At 55.8% G+C, this 19,367-nt stretch carries 11 protein-coding genes; 3 read left to right on the top strand and 8 right to left on the bottom strand.

Annotation, left to right across the window (positions count from 1 at the left end; translation table 11 throughout):
* Positions 1-5: 5 nt before the first annotated feature.
* Positions 6-2,588: a response regulator gene (locus tag HUN04_18955; GenBank protein WDP91668.1), complete on the bottom strand. Its 2,583-nt coding sequence runs from the start codon at positions 2,586-2,588 to the stop codon at positions 6-8.
* Positions 2,588-5,578, bottom strand: a complete 2,991-nt coding sequence (locus tag HUN04_18950) for a response regulator (GenBank protein ID WDP91667.1) — start codon at positions 5,576-5,578, stop codon at positions 2,588-2,590. The genes HUN04_18955 and HUN04_18950 overlap by 1 nt, the downstream gene beginning before the upstream one ends.
* Positions 5,579-5,864: 286 nt before the next feature.
* Here HUN04_18950 and HUN04_18945 point away from each other — a divergent pair, with 286 nt between their 5' ends.
* Complete coding sequence (locus HUN04_18945) at positions 5,865-7,064, top strand: MFS transporter (protein WDP91666.1); 1,200 nt, start codon at positions 5,865-5,867, stop codon at positions 7,062-7,064.
* Here HUN04_18945 and HUN04_18940 read toward each other — a convergent pair.
* From HUN04_18940 to HUN04_18915, 6 genes are all read right to left on the bottom strand, one after another.
* Positions 7,053-8,714, bottom strand: coding sequence for a diguanylate cyclase (locus HUN04_18940; protein WDP91665.1), 1,662 nt, complete (start codon positions 8,712-8,714; stop codon positions 7,053-7,055). The genes HUN04_18945 and HUN04_18940 overlap by 12 nt on opposite strands.
* Positions 8,715-8,804: 90 nt before the next feature.
* Entirely contained in the window at positions 8,805-9,020 is a 216-nt protein-coding gene (locus tag HUN04_18935) for a hypothetical protein (GenBank protein WDP91664.1), read from the bottom strand.
* Positions 9,017-10,192: an FMN-binding protein gene (locus tag HUN04_18930; protein WDP91663.1), complete on the bottom strand. Its 1,176-nt coding sequence runs from the start codon at positions 10,190-10,192 to the stop codon at positions 9,017-9,019. Before HUN04_18930 ends, HUN04_18935 begins: the two co-directional genes overlap by 4 nt.
* A gap of 13 nt (positions 10,193-10,205) precedes the next feature.
* Positions 10,206-10,511 carry a hypothetical protein gene (locus HUN04_18925; GenBank protein WDP91662.1) on the bottom strand — a complete coding sequence of 102 codons (306 nt, stop codon included), beginning with the start codon at positions 10,509-10,511 and terminating at the stop codon, positions 10,206-10,208.
* A gap of 200 nt (positions 10,512-10,711) precedes the next feature.
* Entirely contained in the window at positions 10,712-12,376 is a 1,665-nt protein-coding gene (locus HUN04_18920) for a 4Fe-4S dicluster domain-containing protein (GenBank protein WDP91661.1), read from the bottom strand.
* A 36-nt stretch (positions 12,377-12,412) separates the two neighbouring features.
* Positions 12,413-13,318 (bottom strand): tetratricopeptide repeat protein, encoded by a 906-nt coding sequence (locus tag HUN04_18915; GenBank protein ID WDP91660.1) that lies wholly within the window; start codon positions 13,316-13,318, stop codon positions 12,413-12,415.
* 206 nt (positions 13,319-13,524) lie between these two features.
* Here HUN04_18915 and HUN04_18910 point away from each other — a divergent pair, with 206 nt between their 5' ends.
* Positions 13,525-15,171, top strand: coding sequence for a sigma-54-dependent Fis family transcriptional regulator (locus tag HUN04_18910; GenBank protein WDP91659.1), 1,647 nt, complete (start codon positions 13,525-13,527; stop codon positions 15,169-15,171).
* A gap of 284 nt (positions 15,172-15,455) precedes the next feature.
* Positions 15,456-19,262, top strand: coding sequence for a DUF4062 domain-containing protein (locus HUN04_18905; protein ID WDP91658.1), 3,807 nt, complete (start codon positions 15,456-15,458; stop codon positions 19,260-19,262).
* Positions 19,263-19,367 lie beyond the last annotated feature (105 nt).

Below are 19,367 nucleotides of genomic sequence, written 5' to 3'. Positions count from 1 at the left end.
TCCCCTCAATCCTCCCGTACCAGGGGAAGGCGGATGATGAAGTTGGCTCCCCGGCCCGGAGCGGAAGTCACCCGGATACTCCCCTTATGGTTTTCGGTGATGATAAAATAGGATACGGACAGCCCCAGCCCGGTGCCCACCCCCCGGCCTTTGGTTGTGAAGAAAGGCTCGAAGATGCTTTTTTGCACCTCGGGGGCCATGCCGGGACCGTTGTCCTCAATCTCGATACGGGCCATGTCACCGTCGCGGGTTAAGCGGATGTTGAATTGGGCCTCATCCTGGCCGCCCGCGGTTTCAAGCGACGCCATGGCCTGTGCCCCGTTTCTGAGGATGTTGAAGAGCACCTGCTGGATTTTCCCGGCCTCGCAGGCCACCCTGGGCATATCCGGATCAAATTCACGTACGATCTTTATATTCCTGAAATCATAGTTCTTTTTCAGGTCATAGTCGTTTTTGGACAGGTCCAGGGTATTGTTGATCAATTGGGCCAGGTCGGCGGGGGAAAACGCCCCTTCCCCCTTCCGGGCGAAGCTGAGCATATTTTCGATGATGGCCGTGGCCCGGTTGCCGGATTTGCCGATGGCATCCAGCATCTCCAGGATTTTCCTTTCCGTCAGATAGTCCTGGAGGCCAGCCATGGATATGCCGTACTTTTCGGCTGTTTCCTCATTTTTGGGAAGGGAAGGGGTCAGTCTGTTTTTCACCACCTGGCTGGACTGGACAACGGCGGCCAGCGGATTGTTGATCTCATGGGCCATGCCCGCTGCAAGGCCGCCCAGGGAGAGCATCTTTTCGGACTGGATCATCATCTCCTCCATGCGGACCTGCTCGGTGACATCATCCACCCGGATCACCGCCCCCTCGCACCGTTCCTGGACCAAAGGATATACCGTAATATCCGAATACCGTGCCTGGCCGCCGGAATAGGACAATACCTTTGTCTCCCGCTGGATTTCGCATCTTACAATGGCCTTGGCCACCCGTTCCATTTCCCGGTCCAGCTCCGGAAATACCGATGCCAGTGCATGCCCCCTTGCATTTTCAACGGAAATCCCCGTGGCCTTTTCCGCTTCACGGTTCCAGTGGATGACCCGCCCCTCAAGGTCGATCCCCACCAGAACCGAAGGCATTCCGTTGATGATATTCTGCATATGGACACGGAGGCGCTGGACTTCCAGTTCGGCAGTTCTGCGCTGTGAAATATCCACGATGAAGCCCTGGTAGCACACCACGCCCCCGGTTTCATCCCTGATCTCCTTACCGGAAATCATGCACCACACCGGCTCGCCGGTTTTGGTCTTCATCTGGACCTCAAAATCCTTTACTTCTCCTGTGCGGTTCATCTCATCTATGAACCGGTCGCGCCTTTCGGGGAGGTGATAGAGCTGGGTGGCAAGGTCCGTCACAAGGCGACACATCTCTTCCCCGGATTCATATTCCAGCATCTTGGCCATGGCCGGGCTGGCACTGATCAGCCGCCCACGGGGGGTCGTCTGGAAGATGCCCTCTACGGCATTCTGGTAGATATACCGGTATTTTTTTTCGCTCTCCTTGAGATGCTCATGGGCCTTTTCAAGCTCCTGGGTTTTGGTCTGTATCCGTTCTTCCAGATTTCTGTTCAGTTCCGCCAGCCTGCGGGTGAGAATGAGGCGGCTGTTCATCTCCTGTTTCAGCCTCAACGCTGCTTTGACCCTGGCCTGGACCACGGGTATGCTGAATGGTTTGGTAATAAAATCCACCCCCCCGAGATTCAGCCCCTTGGCCTCGTCCACATCCTGCCCCAATGCCGTGACAAAAATAACGGGCAGGTCCCAGGTATCTGCATTGGCCTTGAGCCGGGAGCAGACCTCATACCCGTCCATCCCCGGCATCATGATATCCAGAAGGATCAAATCTGGCATGGTTCCCCCGAAAACCACATCCAGGGCCTCCTGGCCGCTGGTGGTGCAGATGATCTCATAGTCGGATTCCAGATTTTCAATGAGGATCTGGATATTTTCGGGATTATCGTCCACCACCAGGACGATTTCCCTGTCCGGAGCGGCCGCTGGTGAGCTTTTAAAGAGGTGGCGGTATTTTTGTTCATAGTTGGTCAGTGCGGTTCTGGCATCCTCAAGCTCACGCTGTTTTTTCTCCACCTGCTGCTGGAGCATTTCATTCATGCCCTCAAGCTGAGCCTTCAGCAGCAGCCTGCGGTCTTCTTCTTTTTTGAGGTTGATCACACTTCTGACCCGGGCCCGGACCACCGGCATGCTGAAGGGTTTGGTGATATAATCCTGGGCCCCCAGTTCAATGCCTTTAATTTCCTCGGATTCGCGGACCTTTCCCGTTACAAAAATCACGGGGATGCGCCGGGTCTTTTTCTCGGCCTTAAGCGTTGATAAAATTTCATACCCGTCCAGTCCGGGCATGACAATATCCAGCAGAATCAAGTCCGGCGTGGGCGGGGCTGCCGCCAGGGCCAGGGCATCCTCTCCGCTGGTGGCACAGATGACCTCAAATTCCTTCTCCAATTCTTCCACAAGGGGCCAAATGTTTTCCGGCTCATCATCCACCACCAAAATTTTTTTCCGGTCGGTTTTCAACATCAGTTTTTCCCCTTTTCTTCGGCGTCACATTTTTCTTCGAGCTCCTTGAGGACCCCGAGGGCCGCCTTGAAATCAATCCGGTACACGGCCCTTTCAAGCCGGGTGATCAAAAGGCTGAACCGCCCGTCATTCAGGGCGGATTTCAGTTCCGGCAAGGATTTCCTGGCCCGGGAATTGCGCCCCTCAAGCAGGGATTTCAAGGTTTCGATACAGGTCCGGGCCCGATTAATATCCAGTTCTCCGCCGGAATGGGCATCCTCCGGGGATTCCGCCCCTGTGTCCGGGGCGGCCTGTTCCAGCCCTGCCAGCGCACCGGTAACAGTGGAAAGGGCGCTGTAAAACCGCAGGGCATCGGGCCCTGGGCCCTGATCACCGGCAAGGCAGTCATTCAAGGCCCTGGCCGCCGAATACAAGGCATTTGCCCCGATATTTCCCGACACCCCTTTGACGGCATGGGCAAGCTGCCTTGCCGCCTCCCGGTTGCCCTCGGCCAGATATGCTTTCATCTCTTCCCCGGCATTGGCGAACCGCTCATAAAAATGAATCAGCATGGTTCGATAAAGGCCTGAATTGCCCTTTATCCGTTCCAGGCCGGATTTCAGATCAATGCCGTCAATGGTTTCCGGTATATCTGTCCAGGCCGGCTCCACAAATTCCTCTTCCCCGGGTTCAGGCCGGGGGGGAGCGGGCAGGCGGGCCCCGGCTTTGGGCCGGATCCATTTGACCAGAACGGCAAAAAGATCCTTATCGTCAAATGGTTTGGATACGTAATCGTTCATTCCGGACCCGAAACATTTTTCCCTGTCCCCCTCCAGGGCGTGGGCGGTCATGGCAATCACGGGAAGATCGGCAAAGCGGGCGTCGCTGCGGATGGCTTTTACAGCGGCGTGTCCGTCCATCACCGGCATTTCAATATCCATCAGCACGGCATCGTAGAGGCCGTTTTCGCCCGATTGCGAGGCCGTCACCATCTCAACCGCCATTTTGCCGTTATCCGCCACCTCGACAACCATGCCTTCATTTGTCAGGCTTGCCAGGGCCACCTGCTGGTTGATCACATTATCTTCCACCAGAAGGATCCTGGCCCCGCGAATGGCTTCTATCCCCTCTATGCCGGCCGCCTCACTCCTTACCCTGCGCCGGGGCACCATGGATGCGGCATTGCCGAAAACTTCCATGATGGTGTTGAACAAATCCGAGGAACTCACCGGTTTTAGCAAAAATGCGTCAATGAGGGCACGGTTCTCCCTGTGCATCATGTCCTGGTCGTACATGGTCACCATGATAATTTTAGGCGGGTTTTCGGCCAGCCGTTCATGGCTTCGTATGGACCCTGCCATTTCTATGCCGTCTGTACCCGGCATTTTCCAGTCCAGCAGCACAAGACGGAAGGGGGCATCCCCGGAAGCCGCCACAAGGGCCGACATGCCCTCCTGGGCAGATGACGCCGTTGTCACGGACATACCAAAGCCGCTGAGAATTTTCTCAAGAATATACCTGGCCGTTTCATTGTCATCCACCACCAGGACCTTTTCACCTTTTATATCCGGCGGTGCGGCCAGGGTCACCTGTTTTGCGTTGTCCTGGTGCTGGAAGCTGAGGGTAAAGAAAAAACAGGCCCCTTCTCCCTCACGGCTTTGGGCCCAGATCCGCCCGCCCATAAGGTGGATCAGACGCTGGCAGATGGAAAGCCCCAGCCCGGTGCCACCGTATTTGCGGGTCACGCTGCCGTCCATCTGGGTAAAGGGTTTAAACAGGGTATCTATTTTATCCTGGGGAATGCCGTCCCCGGTATCCTTTACCGAAAAAATAAGACCGGCCGTATCATTGCCGCCCTTGGCCTTGGGATCCGGCGCCACCTGGATGATGACGTCTCCGCCCCGGGTGAATTTCACGGCATTGGAAATCAGATTGATCAGGATCTGGCCCAGCCGAAGGGAATCGCCCACCAGTGCCAGGGGGACATTGTGGTCGATGATATAATAGAGCTCAATCTCTTTTTGGGCCGCCTTCACCCTGAACATATTTGCCATTTTATCCACAATGTGGTGGAGGAAAAAAGCACGGTGTTCGATCTCCAGTTTCCCCGCCTCGATCTTGGAAAAATCAAGAATATCGTTGATGATCCTCAGCAGCAGCCTGGACGCCTCGTCAATTTTAACCAGATAGTCTTTCTGGGTGTCGTCCAGTTCGGTTTTCAGCGCCAGGTTGGTCAGGCCGATGACCGCATTCATGGGGGTCCTGATTTCATGGCTCATCCTCGCCAGAAAATCGCTTTTCGCCTGGGTGGCACTTTCTGCGGTTTTCTTGGCCTTGTAGAGCATTGTGGTCTGTTCTTCCAGCTTGGCCGTCCGTTCATGCACCCGGCTCTCCAGCTCGGCATTTGCCCGGCGAAGCTCCTCCTCGGCACTGATCAGGCGGTCAAACTGTTCTGTGATCTGCCGCCCCATCCTGATGAGCACCCGTTCAAAGGGTTTAAACTCCTGGTAGGGAATCCCCAGGCGGTCCACATGGTAGACCCCCCTGGCATAGGATTCCACAATCCGGTTCAGGCCCTCAAGGGGCCGCTTCAGCAGGCGGTGAATAAGGCTGCTGGTGACAAATACAATGGATATGAGGATAAGGGCGGTAATCCCCATCACAATCAGCAGGAACTGCCGGCGTTTTTTCTCATATACCAGGTTGCCCATGGCAAATCTGACCTGGCCCACCGGCTCGCCCTGATAATAGATAGCACCGGTACGGCCCACCCGGTCCGGGGCGGACAGCGACCCTGAGGAATAAAGAATCTTGTTGGCCAGATCTCTTATCTCAAGGCCCACCACCAATTCGTTCCGGGTCATTGTCACGGCGATCTGTTTCACATCTTGGTCACTGAAATTCCACAGGGGGATTTCAAGGGTGCCTTTCAGGTAGGCCAGCATTTCGTCGGCCTTCTGCTCAAGGACCCTGTTTTCATTGTAGGCCAGAATAAAATATATGCCCCCCACGGCAAGGGCGGCAACCAGTGCGACAACGGAGATCAGGCTGATGGTCAGCTGGGTGGAAAGGGACTGGGGACGGCGGGCTTGTCTTTTGCTGTTTTCTGTATTCAGGGCGGGCCTCCCTTTTATCCTGGAAAACGGTAGGTTACAAATTTTGAACGGGAATTATTACAATATATTGGTATGCCTGGGACAATTTGTCAATTTATAAATTCCCATGCCCGGTCAAACTATGGCAGTTTCCCTTTGAGTATGATACGTTAGCCGCTTTTAACCACTAGGATATGACCCCATGCCCCAAGCATATGAAAAAAATATCGTAAGGCTGTACATCATCAAGCTATCCAAATGGCTGATGCTGACCATGCCCATCCTCTTTCTCTTCTACAGGGAAAACGGGCTGGCCGCCCAGGAACTCTTCCTGCTTAAGGCGGCATACTCCTTTGCCATTGTGGTGCTTGAAGTGCCTTCGGGTTATCTGGGAGATGTATGGGGGCGAAAAAACACCCTGATCCTGGGCAGTGTCCTGGGCTTCATGGGATTCGCCCTCTACTGCGTTGCCACAGGATTCTGGGCATTTTTCGTCTGCGAAATCGTCCTTGGGGCGGGCCAGAGCTTTATTTCAGGATCCGACTCCGCCCTGCTCTACGACAGCCTCCAGGCCGCCGGCAATGACAAGGCATACCTCAAGGAGGAGGGTAAAATGATCTCCGCCGGGAACTTTGCCGAAGCCATTGCAGCGCCCCTGGGGGTATTCATCGCCATGGCCGGCCTGAGGACCCCCTTCTTTTTCCAGGCGGCCGTGGCCTTTGCCGCCGTGCCCGCGGCCATGACCCTGGCAGAACCGGGGCGGAACAAGCTCAGCGGTCACACCAGCTTCGGACAGATCCTTAAGATCGTCCGTTTCTCCCTCAAGGATCACAAGCCTTTGCGGGCAGCCATCCTCTACTCATCACTGATGGGAACGGCCACCCTGGCCATGGCCTGGTTTGTACAGCCCTATTTCGCCTACCTGGCCCTGCCCCTGGCCATGTACGGGATTATCATCCCCCTGCTCAACCTGGCCACCGGGGCCGTATCCATGCGGGCCTGGCAGGTGGAGGAAAAACTGGGCCGCAACGGCACCATGGTCTTCATTGCCGCAGGGATTTCCGGGGGCTATCTGCTCATGGGGATATGGGGCGGCATGGCCGGCCTTGTCTTTCTATTCCTCTTCTACGGGGTCAGGGGAGTGGCCACGCCGGTGCTCAGAAACCAGATCAACGAACTCACCCCCTCGGATGTCCGGGCGACGGTGCTCTCTGTGCGGAGCATGATCATCCGGCTGGCATTTGCCTTTCTGGGGCCGGTACTGGGATGGCAGGCCGACCGGGCCGGGGTACCCTCGGCACTCATGATCGCCGGTATCTTTTTCCTGGCCGGTGGCCTGGGATCGGCCTGGATGGTCATGGGAACCGCCGGCAAACCGCACCGCCAGGCCTCAGGGATCTAATAGAGTCGACCGGTCTCCAAAGGTTTCAATCCGGTTCCGCCCCCGATTTTTGGCCAGGTAAAGGGCTTCATCCGCATGTTTGAGCAATTCATCCTTTTGCCCGCCCCTGTCCGAGACCATGGCGATCCCGATGCTGATGGTGAGGGAAAGGGTCTTATCCCCGACGTGGAATAAATTTTTTGCCACTGCGGTTTTCAGGCGGCGGGCAGCGGTTTTCGCATCAGCCAAAGGCGTTTCGGGCAGGATGACGGCAAATTCCTCCCCGCCGATGCGGAAAATGGCATCAATCCCCCTGAAGGTGCGGCAGGTCAGCCGTGACAGGTCCGCCAGCACCTGATCGCCTGCGGGATGGCCGTAGGTGTCGTTGACCTGTTTGAAAAAATCAACATCAAAAAGCATGAGACTCAGGGGCAGCCCGTACCGGCAGAACCGCTCTATTTCCCGGGTGAGCTGGGCCATGAAATGCCGGCGGTTGAACAGCCCGGTGAGTTCGTCCCGGATCGCCAGTTCCGCCAGCCGGTCTTCGGCGGCCTTGCGCTCGGTGATGTCATTCATGAGAATGATAATTCTATCGCCGATGCCCGTGGCTGCAATCTCCACCACCCGGGCCGAGCCGTCCTTGCAGCGGATGGCATGCTCCTCAGGTCCGAACTGGCTGCCGAATTCGCCCAGCAGCGCATCGGCCCATTTGGAAAATGCATCTTCAAGGTTGTCGGATTCGTCAATTACCAGGGGGGCGAACTGGGCGGGGGAGGCCACCTCTTCCCGGGTCCAGCCGAATGTCCGGGTCAGTTTACGGTTTAAAAAAGAAAGGTGGTAGGTGTCATCGAGCACCGCAATGCTGATGGGGGAATGCTCAAGGAGGAGGCGGAGCTGTTTTTCCCTGGACTCAAGGGCGGACGTCCGTTCCCGGATCAAGGCTTCCAGGTTGTCCCTGTGGCGGATGAGATCCTTTTCAATGCGGTTGCGCTCATCAAAGGTCCTGTCCAGCTGTGATTTTATAAAGGATATGGCATCAAATACCGGCAGCATGGAATGGTCCGAATCAATGGCATACCTGCGGTTGAACTGCCCGGTTTTCCAGTCAATGGACTCCAGGTATTCCAGCAGATCCCCCACCTCATCCCGTGACTGCCGCCGGAATATCCCGGGCAGCCGAAACCGGCGAACAAGGCTTTTTACCGGCGGTTTACGATCCTTGCCCCTGGAAAGCATGGCCATGGCTGCGCCCAGGGCCCGTTCTATGTCCGGCGCGATTTCCACCTGGGTTTTCAGAATGTTCAGGGAGGCCGCCATCCGGATACTCAGGGACTGGGCCCAGGATATATTGCAGAACACCACCCCGGCAAGCCGGTCATCCCTGACCACGGAATCAATGAAATACTGTCTGGCCCGGGAGGAGGAATTTTCATAATCGGTCCAGTCCTGAACCATGGCATAGCGACGATTGTCTGGGATATGGGCCTCAATGATACTTTTCCCGAATGATACGGATTCCTTTTCAGCGTCAAGGCCCGAGTAGCCTTTTCCCTGGATGAGAAGCACCGCCCCGTTCACCAGTTGGTAGGAGACGGAAAACCGGTTGTCGAAACGGACATTCTTCCATTCCTCTTTCTGGAGAATATCCTGGAAATCACTTTTCGCGGTCATGGATACGGCTTTATAATTCCGAGTCATCAATAGTTTCGGATCTGACCATATCACAGTGCAAATGAATTTGCACCTCCTAACCCGCGGTTTTCAAGCCCCGTTCACATTGATGTCCTTTACCAGTTTTCGGTAGTCTTTCTTTTCAGCGGCCAATTGTCCCCCTGCCCTCCGGGGCTGTTCCGCGCTGCGGACATGGAGGACGGCGCCTTTTTCCCTCTGGGCCGAGGCCATGAATTTGGGCAGCATCTCAGCACCGCAGAGCAGGGCAAAGAGGATAAACAAAAGAACGGCAGACAATTTTCTCATGGGTTGGACTCCTCATACTTCGGCATAATGGTGCGTTTGGGGCAGACCGCCAGGGTCTTCCTGGCAAACCGCAGATAGAAAAACATCACCCTGGCCGGGCAGAACAGGTTGCACCAGGGCCGCCGGACCACTAGCGCGCCGATGGCCACAACAATGGTCAGGCCGTATACAATGCCGGATCCCACAAAGTTGAAGGCCTTGGAAAAGGGCTCGTACATGGCATCGGCCGGGGTCTGGAAATACAGGGCCGCCAGAAGCACGGCAAAGACCCAGGCCCTGACGGTCCAGTCCATCCATTTCCGGGGCTTGGGAGGCGGGCAGCCGGTGATCCGCCCCAGCAATTCCTGAACCGCCCCGAAAGGACAGATATAGGCGCAGAAAAGATTTTTCTTGGTCACCAGAAAAACCAGGATGGACAGCACCAGGCAGAGCAAGGCCCCATAGCTGGCCATTCCCCCCAGCCAGGCGCCGGAGAGCAGGGAGGCCACCGTGGAAAGGGAAAACTGGGCCCCCAGCCAGAACCCCAGGGTTGCGGCCGACAGCACCAGCATGGCTGTCCGGGCCCGTGCCCTGTGCTTGAATCCCCTGCGGCTGACCATGATGGCCCCTGCAAAAAAGAGGCAGATCAAGACCAGCTTTATGGTTTCCGGGGTTGCCGCTTTCCGGACCCTTTCCCCGGCGGCGGGCAGGCCGAACCGGGCGGCCCCGATCTTCCGGGCCGCCGCCTCAACCCCCCGGACAATGGCGGTGGAGGAGAGGGTGGCCCCGGAGACCCCGTCCACCTCCGGGAGATCATCCAGGGAGCATCCCGGGTAATGATCCAGGATACCGGCCTGGTCCACCACCCGTTCCAGATAGGACCGGGTATCGTTGCTGTCCAGGACGGCCACATGGCGGATCACTTTTTCGCTGTCCACCACCACGGCGGTTTCCAGGGGGCCGCCGTAGCTGGGAAAATCGGCATGGGCCACAAAGAGCGCCGCTTCGGGATCCCCCTTTACATGGCCCTTGTACAGCCCCGGGGAGATCCGGTTCAATCCCTGGATTTCCGGAGAAATACGGTTCAGCCGGCGGCCGGTCTCCTCTTTTTGTCGCATCTCTCCCCCGGTCCAGGCCAGGGCCAGGGCCAGGGGGACCGCCAGGACCAAAAGAATATTTCCAAACCTGGACATGGGGCGCCACCTCCTAATTTTTTAATTTTCTAAAGACAAAGAATTTCATGAGCAGGGCCATGGCGATGACATGGGGAAGGCCCAGAAACCCGATAAAATACCATCCGGCCTGGCTTTCATACTCCCCCATCAGGGTGAACCCGCCACCGACCACGGTGCACAGGGAGAGAAAGCATCCGTAAATCAGCCCCGCCTGCCACCAGGCCACGGACCGGTTAAAGGATTTGAGCCACTCATAGGTGCCGGCGGCCACCAGGGACTGGATCAGGCCCATGGCCATCCAGAAAAGATAATTTGCAATGGTTGTTCCGGGAAACATATTTTTCTCCTTCTATATTAAGCGGGAAAAAACGATTCCCGCATTTCCGATATTATTTTTTATTGCTCGTCGGGATTTGGATGAAAATTTGCCCAGATGCAAGGCGCGGCAGCAGTCGGCAACCGGAGTGTACTGAAGCACATGAGGATTGCGGGCTGCTGCAGCAACGAAGCAGATGGATGAATTTTCATTCAAAGGCCCTATTCCATGCCGTGGTATTCCCAGGTCTTTTCTATCCCCTCAAACACCTCCTCGGCCCGCAGATACCAGGGCGGATTGTGGTACACCGCTTCCTTGCCCCCCAGCCAGTCGGACTGAAAATCCTGGCCCTTGGGGTATTTGAAAAAGTTCTTCTGCATGGCAAGGAGACCCGTGGCCACCAGGCCGGTGGGGTCCCGGGGCTCCAGCTCCCTGGAAATGGTATGGATCCAGGTGTTTTTCCTGGAATAGGGGCAGACCCCGATGCAGACCCGGCAGCCCAAAGCGTCCACGGTCTGGCCCGAGGCCCACTGGTTGTAGCATTTTTCATCGTCCAGCAGCCACCGCTTGAATCCCCGGACCACGGTCTGGGGGGTGTCGTCCATGGGGATGGCGCCGGAGGGGCAGGCCTCCGCGCAGATCTTGCATTTAAGGCAGAAGTCGGCCATCTTCACTGAAATGGGCTGGTCGTATTCAAACTCAATATTGGTGATGACGGCGGCCGGGCGGACGTTGCACCCCAGTTCGGGCACCATGACCATGCCCGACCGGCTGTACTCCCCAAGCCCCGTGGTCAGCAGATAGGGCTCCATCATGATCTCATAGTGGGAGCCGGGGAACTGGGCCCGGGCAGGATACCCCAGCTCGTTGATGAACCGCTCCAAAAGGCCGGCCGTGACCCGGGAGCGAAAATAGGCGTCATAGGAGGTGCAGTAGCCGATGGCCGAATAGGTCTGGTCCCAGTACATGGGCACGCCGAATACAATGATGCTCTTCCAATGCCCGGGCACCCGGTCCCCCCAGTCAGCCCCATTGTTGGGCATGCCCCGCATCTTATTTTCAAACATGAACCGGGGGTCGAACTTGCCCACGGCCACGATGGAGGTGCCGAAAAGATGGGCCATGCGCTTGATGAGCTTTGTGGCATGCTTGGGGGACTTGAACGGCCGGGGAGATTTTCTTTTCACGTGCCTGAAATCCCATTCTTCAGGGGGAACGGGCTTGCCGGTTTCCCTGTACACATCGTCGGGATCTTCGGGGACAGTGGCCCCGTGGCGGTTGTACATCCCGCCGTGGGCAAAGGCCTCGGTATAGGCTGCCGGCAGGGCGTACCGGTCTTTTTTGCCCTTTTCCCAGTCCTCCCGGCTTTTGGCCCGCTTTTCCAGGGAATCCATCATGATTCTGTATTTTTCAGGATGGGCCCGGTAATAGTCCCCGAGCCGGCCGGGCAGTTTCTTCAGGCCCATGGAAGGATTCCACTCCCCGGACTTGATGAGCTTAATCAACCCCTTGAGCCGGTCAAAGATAAAGTCGTACCGGTCCGGCCGCTCCACCTTGCCCACGGGCGTCATCATGGCAGGGGTTTTCACCCGGAACGGCTTCCGGTTGAAGAACATATCCCCGCCCTGGTAGGTCCGGCCGTAACCGGTGTAGGCATCGTCGGACCTGCCGATGGCAAAGCCTGCGGCACCGGAGCCCGCCAGGGTGGCCGCGGCGGCCGCCGCTCCGCCGAACTTCAGAAAGCCCCGGCGGGAAACCCCTTTTTTATCCGGGGGCTCCCCCTGGGTCTCTTTCCGGCCTGTCCCCTCGGACTCTAAATCAAACTCACGTTTTTCGTAGTTGGCCGGATCGTTGACAATCTCCAGTCCGTCTTTCTCTTTAAACATAGGTGTCTCCTTATTTGGGTATCAATTCATGCGGTATCAGCAGGCATATTCCAAGGCCGCGCCAAGCAGGGACTCTAGCTCGGGGAATTTTTCTTTTACCAATGCGGCATATGCCTTGTATTTTTCCGGTTCCCGGCGGGACAATTCACGGATCCGGGTGACCACGAAATCCCTAATATCCAGGTCCAGCCGGCAGATGTCGGCGTGGCATCCCACGGCATCCTCCATACGCCCCATTTCAATCAGGGCATCGGCCTTGACCTGGAGGGGAAGGGTGGCGGCCCCGAAGGTCATCAGGATCTGGTCGCAGGTAATGGCGGCGGTCTCGGCCTCACCGGACTTGAGCCGGGCAATGGCAAGGCCGGTGAGGGATTCGAAGTGGCCCTGGTTGATCCGGCAGGCCGATTCAAAATAGGGAAGGGCCTCTTTTGCCCTGCCGGCCTGGAGCAGGGTTTCTCCTGCAAGGAAACTGGCCTGTCCGTTTCCAGGATCCGCCCCGGCCGCCCTGAGGAACAGGGGAAGGGCAGCGGCTTTGTCATCGGCCCATGCATGGCAGAGCCCGGCATTTAAAAGGGCGTCGAAATGATCCGGATGGGATGACAATATCTGCTCATACCGGTCCAGGGCCTTACCCAAAACACCCCGGTTCATATCCAGGGTGGCCAAATTGTAGAGGGCCGCCGTATATTCCGGGGAAAGGGCCAGGGCGTTCCCAAAACAGAGGGCCGCCTGTTCCGGGGCATCCTGGCGGACCTTGCTCAATCCCAGCTCATTCCAGAGCCGGGTCCTGCTGGCAAGGCAGAAAGCGTCCGGATCCGCCAGCCGGGCTTCCAGAAACAGATCCAGCTCCCTGTCATTTTGCTGCTCTTTCAAAGTCTGAATGGCATTTCCCAGGCGCTGTTCCGTCCACTCCCCGGATGCCGGCATTTCATTATGGGGCATATTGATTTCCTTTCTTATCTCTCATTCACATACCCAGACAGCCATCCTGGATTATCAACTTCCGTGCCAACAGCGAAACACGCATAAAATCAAGATGTTCAACAAAACCACACCCCGTATAGACTGCCTTATAAAACAATTTCTATTGAAAAACGTCTTATAAGACGATAAATTGTTATATTTACAAATTACAGCGGGGACCTGCCATGGATGCGCACAACACCAATGAGGACTTTTTATTTTTCCAGGAGGCGGTATCCCATATTTCAGGGAGTTTGGACCTCTCCGAATCCATGGTCCGGGTCTTTGATTTTCTAAAAGACCATTTCCCCATTGACGGGATTTCCCTTCACCAGTACTCCCGGCAGCTCAAGGCCATCAAACTGCTGTTCCTGGTGACAAAGGACAGTTTTAATTATGTGGAGACCGCCCTGCCCCTCTCTGATGAAAATGCCCGGTACATGGAAATGCATGAGCAGAATCCCGACCCCATCGTGATTTCAGACGAACTGACCAACACCGTTTCCGACGACCACCGGCGGGCCATTTCCCATCTGCTGCCCTACAAGCCCAGCTCCTATCTGGTCGGTATCATGAAATCGGGGGAAAAAACCGTGGGCCATCTCTGCTTTATCGGGAAGGGGAAGCTCAGCTATACCCGGACCCAGATACGGAAAATGAAACTGCTGCTGGGGCCCTTTAACCTGGCCATGTCCAATATGCTCAAATTCAGGCGGGTCATGGCCTTCCAGGAGAAATTGTACAGGGAAAAAAGCCACCTTGAAAAGGAACTCCACCAACTCAAGGCCCCCCCCATCATCGGGGCCCGCAGCGGCCTCCGCAAGACAATGGATGTGGTCCACCAGCTGGAGGGCAAGGAGACGCCGGTTCTCATTTTAGGGGAAACCGGCACCGGAAAAGAACTGATTGCCGATGCCGTCCAACGGATTTCCCCCAGGGCGGCGGCCCCCTTTATAAAGGTCAACTGCGGGGCCATTCCGGACACCCTCATCGACAGCGAGCTTTTCGGGTATGAAAAAGGGGCCTTCACCGGAGCGGCCAAGAGCCATGCCGGTAAATTTGAACAGGCCCACGGCGGCACCCTTTTTCTGGATGAAATCGGGGAACTGCCCCTCCAGGCCCAGGTCCGGTTTTTAAGGGTATTGCAGAACGGAAAAGTGGAACGGCTGGGGGGCAAATCCTCCATTCCTGTGGATGTCCGGATCATCGCCGCCACCAACCGGGATCTGAAAGCCATGATCCGGGAGGGCAGTTTCAGGGAAGACCTCTATTACCGTCTCTATGTATTTCCCGTGTACCTGCCCCCCTTAAGGGAACGGACCCGGGACATCCCGGCCCTTGTCCGCCATTTTCTGGACCGGGCCTGTGCCCGGCTCAACATTTCTCCCCGGCCTGTGATCGGCCTTGACACCGTCAACCGTATCAAGGCCTATCCCTGGCCGGGGAATGTCAGGGAACTTGAAAATTTCGTGGAAAGGGCCTTAATCCTCTTTCCCGACGGGGCCCTGCACCTGGAATCCCTTTTGCCCATAGAGCCGTCTGCCCCCGCCCCCGCCGCCCGGAATCACAGGGAATTGACCAATCTGATTGACCAACGGATCCGCCGGGCCCTGGACGGCCGCCCAACTGGCCCCTCGGCTCCCGAAGCCCCCACCGCACCGGTCCAGCCCCTGGAAAAAACCATTAAAGAGAGCATCTGCGCCGCATTGTCAGCCTCCCGGGGGAAGGTCCACGGCGAAAATGGCGCCGCTGCCCTCCTGGGATTAAATCCCTCCACCCTGAGGAATAAAATGCGCAAACTGAACATTGAAGCCGGGACCTTTAAAGGTTAGCAGGCCCCAAGGGATCCCGGGGCGGACCGGCGCTCACAGACCGAAGGCGTCTGTAAAAATGAGGAACGGTTCGGGAGATCCTCAGATCCCAGAACTCCGCTCCCCGGCCATGGGAGATCCATCGCTTTTTTATCCAGCCTATTGATTTTTCTTTAAAATATTTTACTATGACACATCCCCCTCTGGAACGGTCTTCATCCTGGTCCACGCACTGAATTGGCCATCTGCCCCGGTACCGGTCAATTATCCAAATCGTTAAACTAAAACAAAGAACGGTAAAAGATATGGCACGAATATATGTTTCCTCGACCTTCAGTGATTTAGAAGCCCATCGTAAAGAAGTCTGCCTGGCGTTAAAGCGGCTGGGCCATGAAGATGTGGCCATGGAATACTACGTGGCCGAAGACAAGCGCCCTGTGGACAGATGCCTTGAAGATGTGGCCTCCTGTGATGTCTATGTCGGTATCTTTGCCTATCGCTACGGCTTCGTCCCAATAAAAAACAACCCCCACGGCTATTCCATCACGGAAATGGAATACCGAAAAGCATTGGAAACCCATATCCCATGTCTGATGTTCCTCATGTCCGAGGAGGCCCCCTGGCCGAAAAACAAACAGGATAAAGGCGCGGCAGCCCAAAAAATAGAATCCTTCCGTGAAGAAATCATCAATGGCGAGCGGCATATGGTCAATTTCTTCGAAACCGCCGACGGGCTGGCCCGCCAGGTCAATGAAGCAATTGTCAACTGGGAGAAGGAAACCGGGGTACAAACCAAACGGCAGGCCACGGACTGGGACCGGTACCGGCAGGCGGTGGGAGACAAGCACCAGTGGGTCCGCCTCCAGGTCATCGCCGGCGCCGGCAAACACGGGGGCATTGCCAAAATCCCGCTGACGGATGTGTTCGAACCCCAGCTGGCGGCCCATGGAATTTCTCCCAAAGACATCCCCGATGAAATCAGGGAATATCAGAAAATCATATACGGGAGCCGGCATGGGGAAGGGGAGCCGGATGGGAAAACCCCGGATTCCGGTCTGGAACCGGATTGGGAAGATCCCATGTATGGGTCAAATCCTGAGATGGTCTTGGATCTGCTGGCCAAGGAGCCGGCCCAGGTGATTCTCGGTGGACCGGGTTCCGGCAAAACCACCATCCTCCACTATGCCATGCTCAGAATGTGCAGGCGCGGCACCGGTGCTTCCCCCCTGCCCCTGCATCTGGACAATGCCCCGGTTCCCTTCCTCATCGAACTGAGGAAATATGTGCTCCATGGGGCAGAAGACTTCATCCAATACATCATCAGAAACACAAAGGAATTTTACGATGTCACCATTGATGGGGAGAGCCTGGTGGCCCTTCTGGAAGAAAAGAAACGGGCCCTGGTCTTCTTTGACGGTCTGGATGAGGTGTTTGACCCCGACCAGCGTATCAGCGTCATCAACCAATTTGAAAACTTCGCCAACCGGTACCCCGGCGCATGCATTATCGTGACCTCCCGGATCGCCGGCTACAGCGGATATGAACTGGGCCTGGCGGGTTTCTCCCATTATACCCTGCTGCCCCTTACATTGAACCAGATCCGGAATTTCACCCTCCAGTGGTACCGGTATTATACACTGGAGGGAACCGAACGCACCGCCCAGGGGCTGGTTCAGCGGATAACCGAAAGCCCCCGCCTTCTTGATCTGGCCGGCAATCCCCTGCTTCTGACCATGATGGCGGTAATCTATAAGGACAGGGACCTGCCCAATGAAAGATGGCGCCTCTATAAACGCTGTGCCGATACCCTGCTTGAAGACTGGGAGATGGGCAAGGGAATTAAAAACATTGAATTCAGGTCAGACGTCCAGATCCGCACCGCTCAGAAAGCTGAAATCCTGCAGCGGGTAGCCCGGTATATGCTCGGGCACGGCCAGGAAAACAGAGAGTTGAACGCCATCGCCTATGCCCCGCTCTACACGATTGTGTCTGACTACCTTAGAAAAAAATACAGCCTGTCCCAGGGCATTGCCGAGGCCGTGACCATTGATATCCTCCAGCATCTGATGGAAAGAACCTATGTGCTGGCGGGCATCGGGGAGCGGGTATTCGGTTTTGTCCACAGAACCTTCATGGAATACTTCGCCGCATTGGACTGCCAGGCACAGTTCAACGCCAAAATGTCGGATTTCACCTGGCTGACCCGGGAGATTTTCGGTGCCCACTGGCAGGGCGGTGAATGGGAAGAGGTCCTGCTGCTGCTCATTGCCATGCTCCAGGACCAGGGCACTCCCATCCGGGATGTGGTGGAGTACCTGCGGACCCAGTGCCGACGCCCCATCCCATTTAACCGGGCATTTGCCGTCCGCTGCCTGGGTGAAACCGGCAGCATTGAAGATCTGGATTACGGCCGGAAACTGCTTGAGGAATTGGCATCGGATATATCGGAGCATGCCCCCCAATTCAGAAAAAAAGAGTCGGCCCGATTTCTGGAAGAAGGATTAAAAGCCTTTAGCGCCCTGGCCCCGCTGGTCCCTGTTTCCCATAAACTTCAAAAAACCATCGACGCGCTCAACCGCAGAAAAGAGGCCACCGCCCGCATGGCGGCCTGGCAGATGGGGTTTGCGCTGCAGCCCCATAAAGAACGGCTGGATTATGCGTTAAAGGCGCTGAATGACAAAGAAGAGGTGATTCGCAGGGGAGCCATCACCGCCATTGAACGGGAGTGGCCCGGCCGGGCCGATATCGGCCCGATCATGGCGGAGATTGTTCGCTCTGACCGCCTGGGGCGTGTCCGCCAGGCGGCCATGTATGCCATGCAACGCTCCTGGAGCAGGGAGCCCGCCATCCTGGATGCCATTTCCCGGCGTATTGACATGGAAACCGGTTATACATACGTCATCAAATATATCGAATACCTGGCCAAAAACTGGGGCGGCAATCCCAGGGCGAGGGATATTGCAGTCAATGCCGTTGCCCAAAAAACCAAAGCACGGGAGGACTACGATGTCAACCAGGTCAAAAATGCCCTCATATCGGCACTTGGGCAGGGATGGAGCGAAGACCCGGAGGCCTTTGGTTTCCTTCAGAATATGGCACGCCACGATCCCCTTTTTACCATTCGGCTGAATGCCTTGGGTGCCATCGTTAAAGGATGGGAATGCCGTTCACCGGTTCTCAGCTTTCTGGACACCCTGGTCGCCGATGAACGCAGCCCAGACACCCGTGGGGATATTATTGCAGCCATAATAGAAAACTGGAACGGGGACCCGCAGCTATTGGCTTTTATAAAAGAAAAAATGAAAAATGATGTCGAGCCGGCAATCCGCGCCATGGGAATGGAGTTTTTATCCTATGCCATATGGGGAAGGTGTGTCAATTACCACTCAGACACATCAAAAATCAATGAGGCCAAGAGGATTCTCCCGGTGCTCTACGACCTGATGATGAATGACCCCGACATCAGCATCCGTGAAAGGGCCATTTTTTATTATTCAGCCAATCAAAAACTCATTATCCAGACCACCGGGGACAGATCGGAAAGTCCCAGATGGATGGCAACCCTTGAACAGAGAGCGAAAAACGACTCGGATATCCGGATCAGATTGCTTGCTGTCAAGGAAATCGCCGAAGAAATCCACCTCTCATCACATCGTTCATTTTACAAAAAATACTGGGACCTGCGCCATAGAAGTTTCAAACTGGCGTCCATTTTAGACCCGGGCCAGATTACCCGGGGAAATGAATTCCTCACAGCGCAGTTTGACGTTCTCCACAAAGAGGCCAGTGGGAATCCGGATCCGGAGGTACGTGCAATTGCCATTTGGGCCATCGCATTCGGATGGCATAATGAGGCGGAATTGGGATTCCTCAAAAGATGCGCCGTGGAGGACCCGGCACCGCAAACCCGCATAAACAGCTTACTTGCCATGGCATTGGTGTGGCGCCATAAAAACAAAGTGCGCAATTTTCTGATAAAACGATCCACCAAAGACCCGGAAAAAGAAAACCGGAATTTCATCAAACTGATATTGCAAAAACCACATAACGATATCTGGGATTTAAGAACTTTCATTTCCCAGAATAACTATTATGTCCCCTTGCTGACATGAGAATGATTTTGGAACGCTGATCACAAGGTAAAAAGATGCCTGACCTATTGAAATACACTCACACTGCTGGTAATTCTTCTGGTCACGATCAATCCGCTGAATCTT

The sequence above is a fragment of the Desulfobacter sp. genome, assembly GCA_028768525.1.
In the GTDB taxonomy this organism is placed as follows: domain Bacteria; phylum Desulfobacterota; class Desulfobacteria; order Desulfobacterales; family Desulfobacteraceae; genus Desulfobacter.
This window is presented reverse-complemented; position numbering and strand designations above follow the sequence as displayed.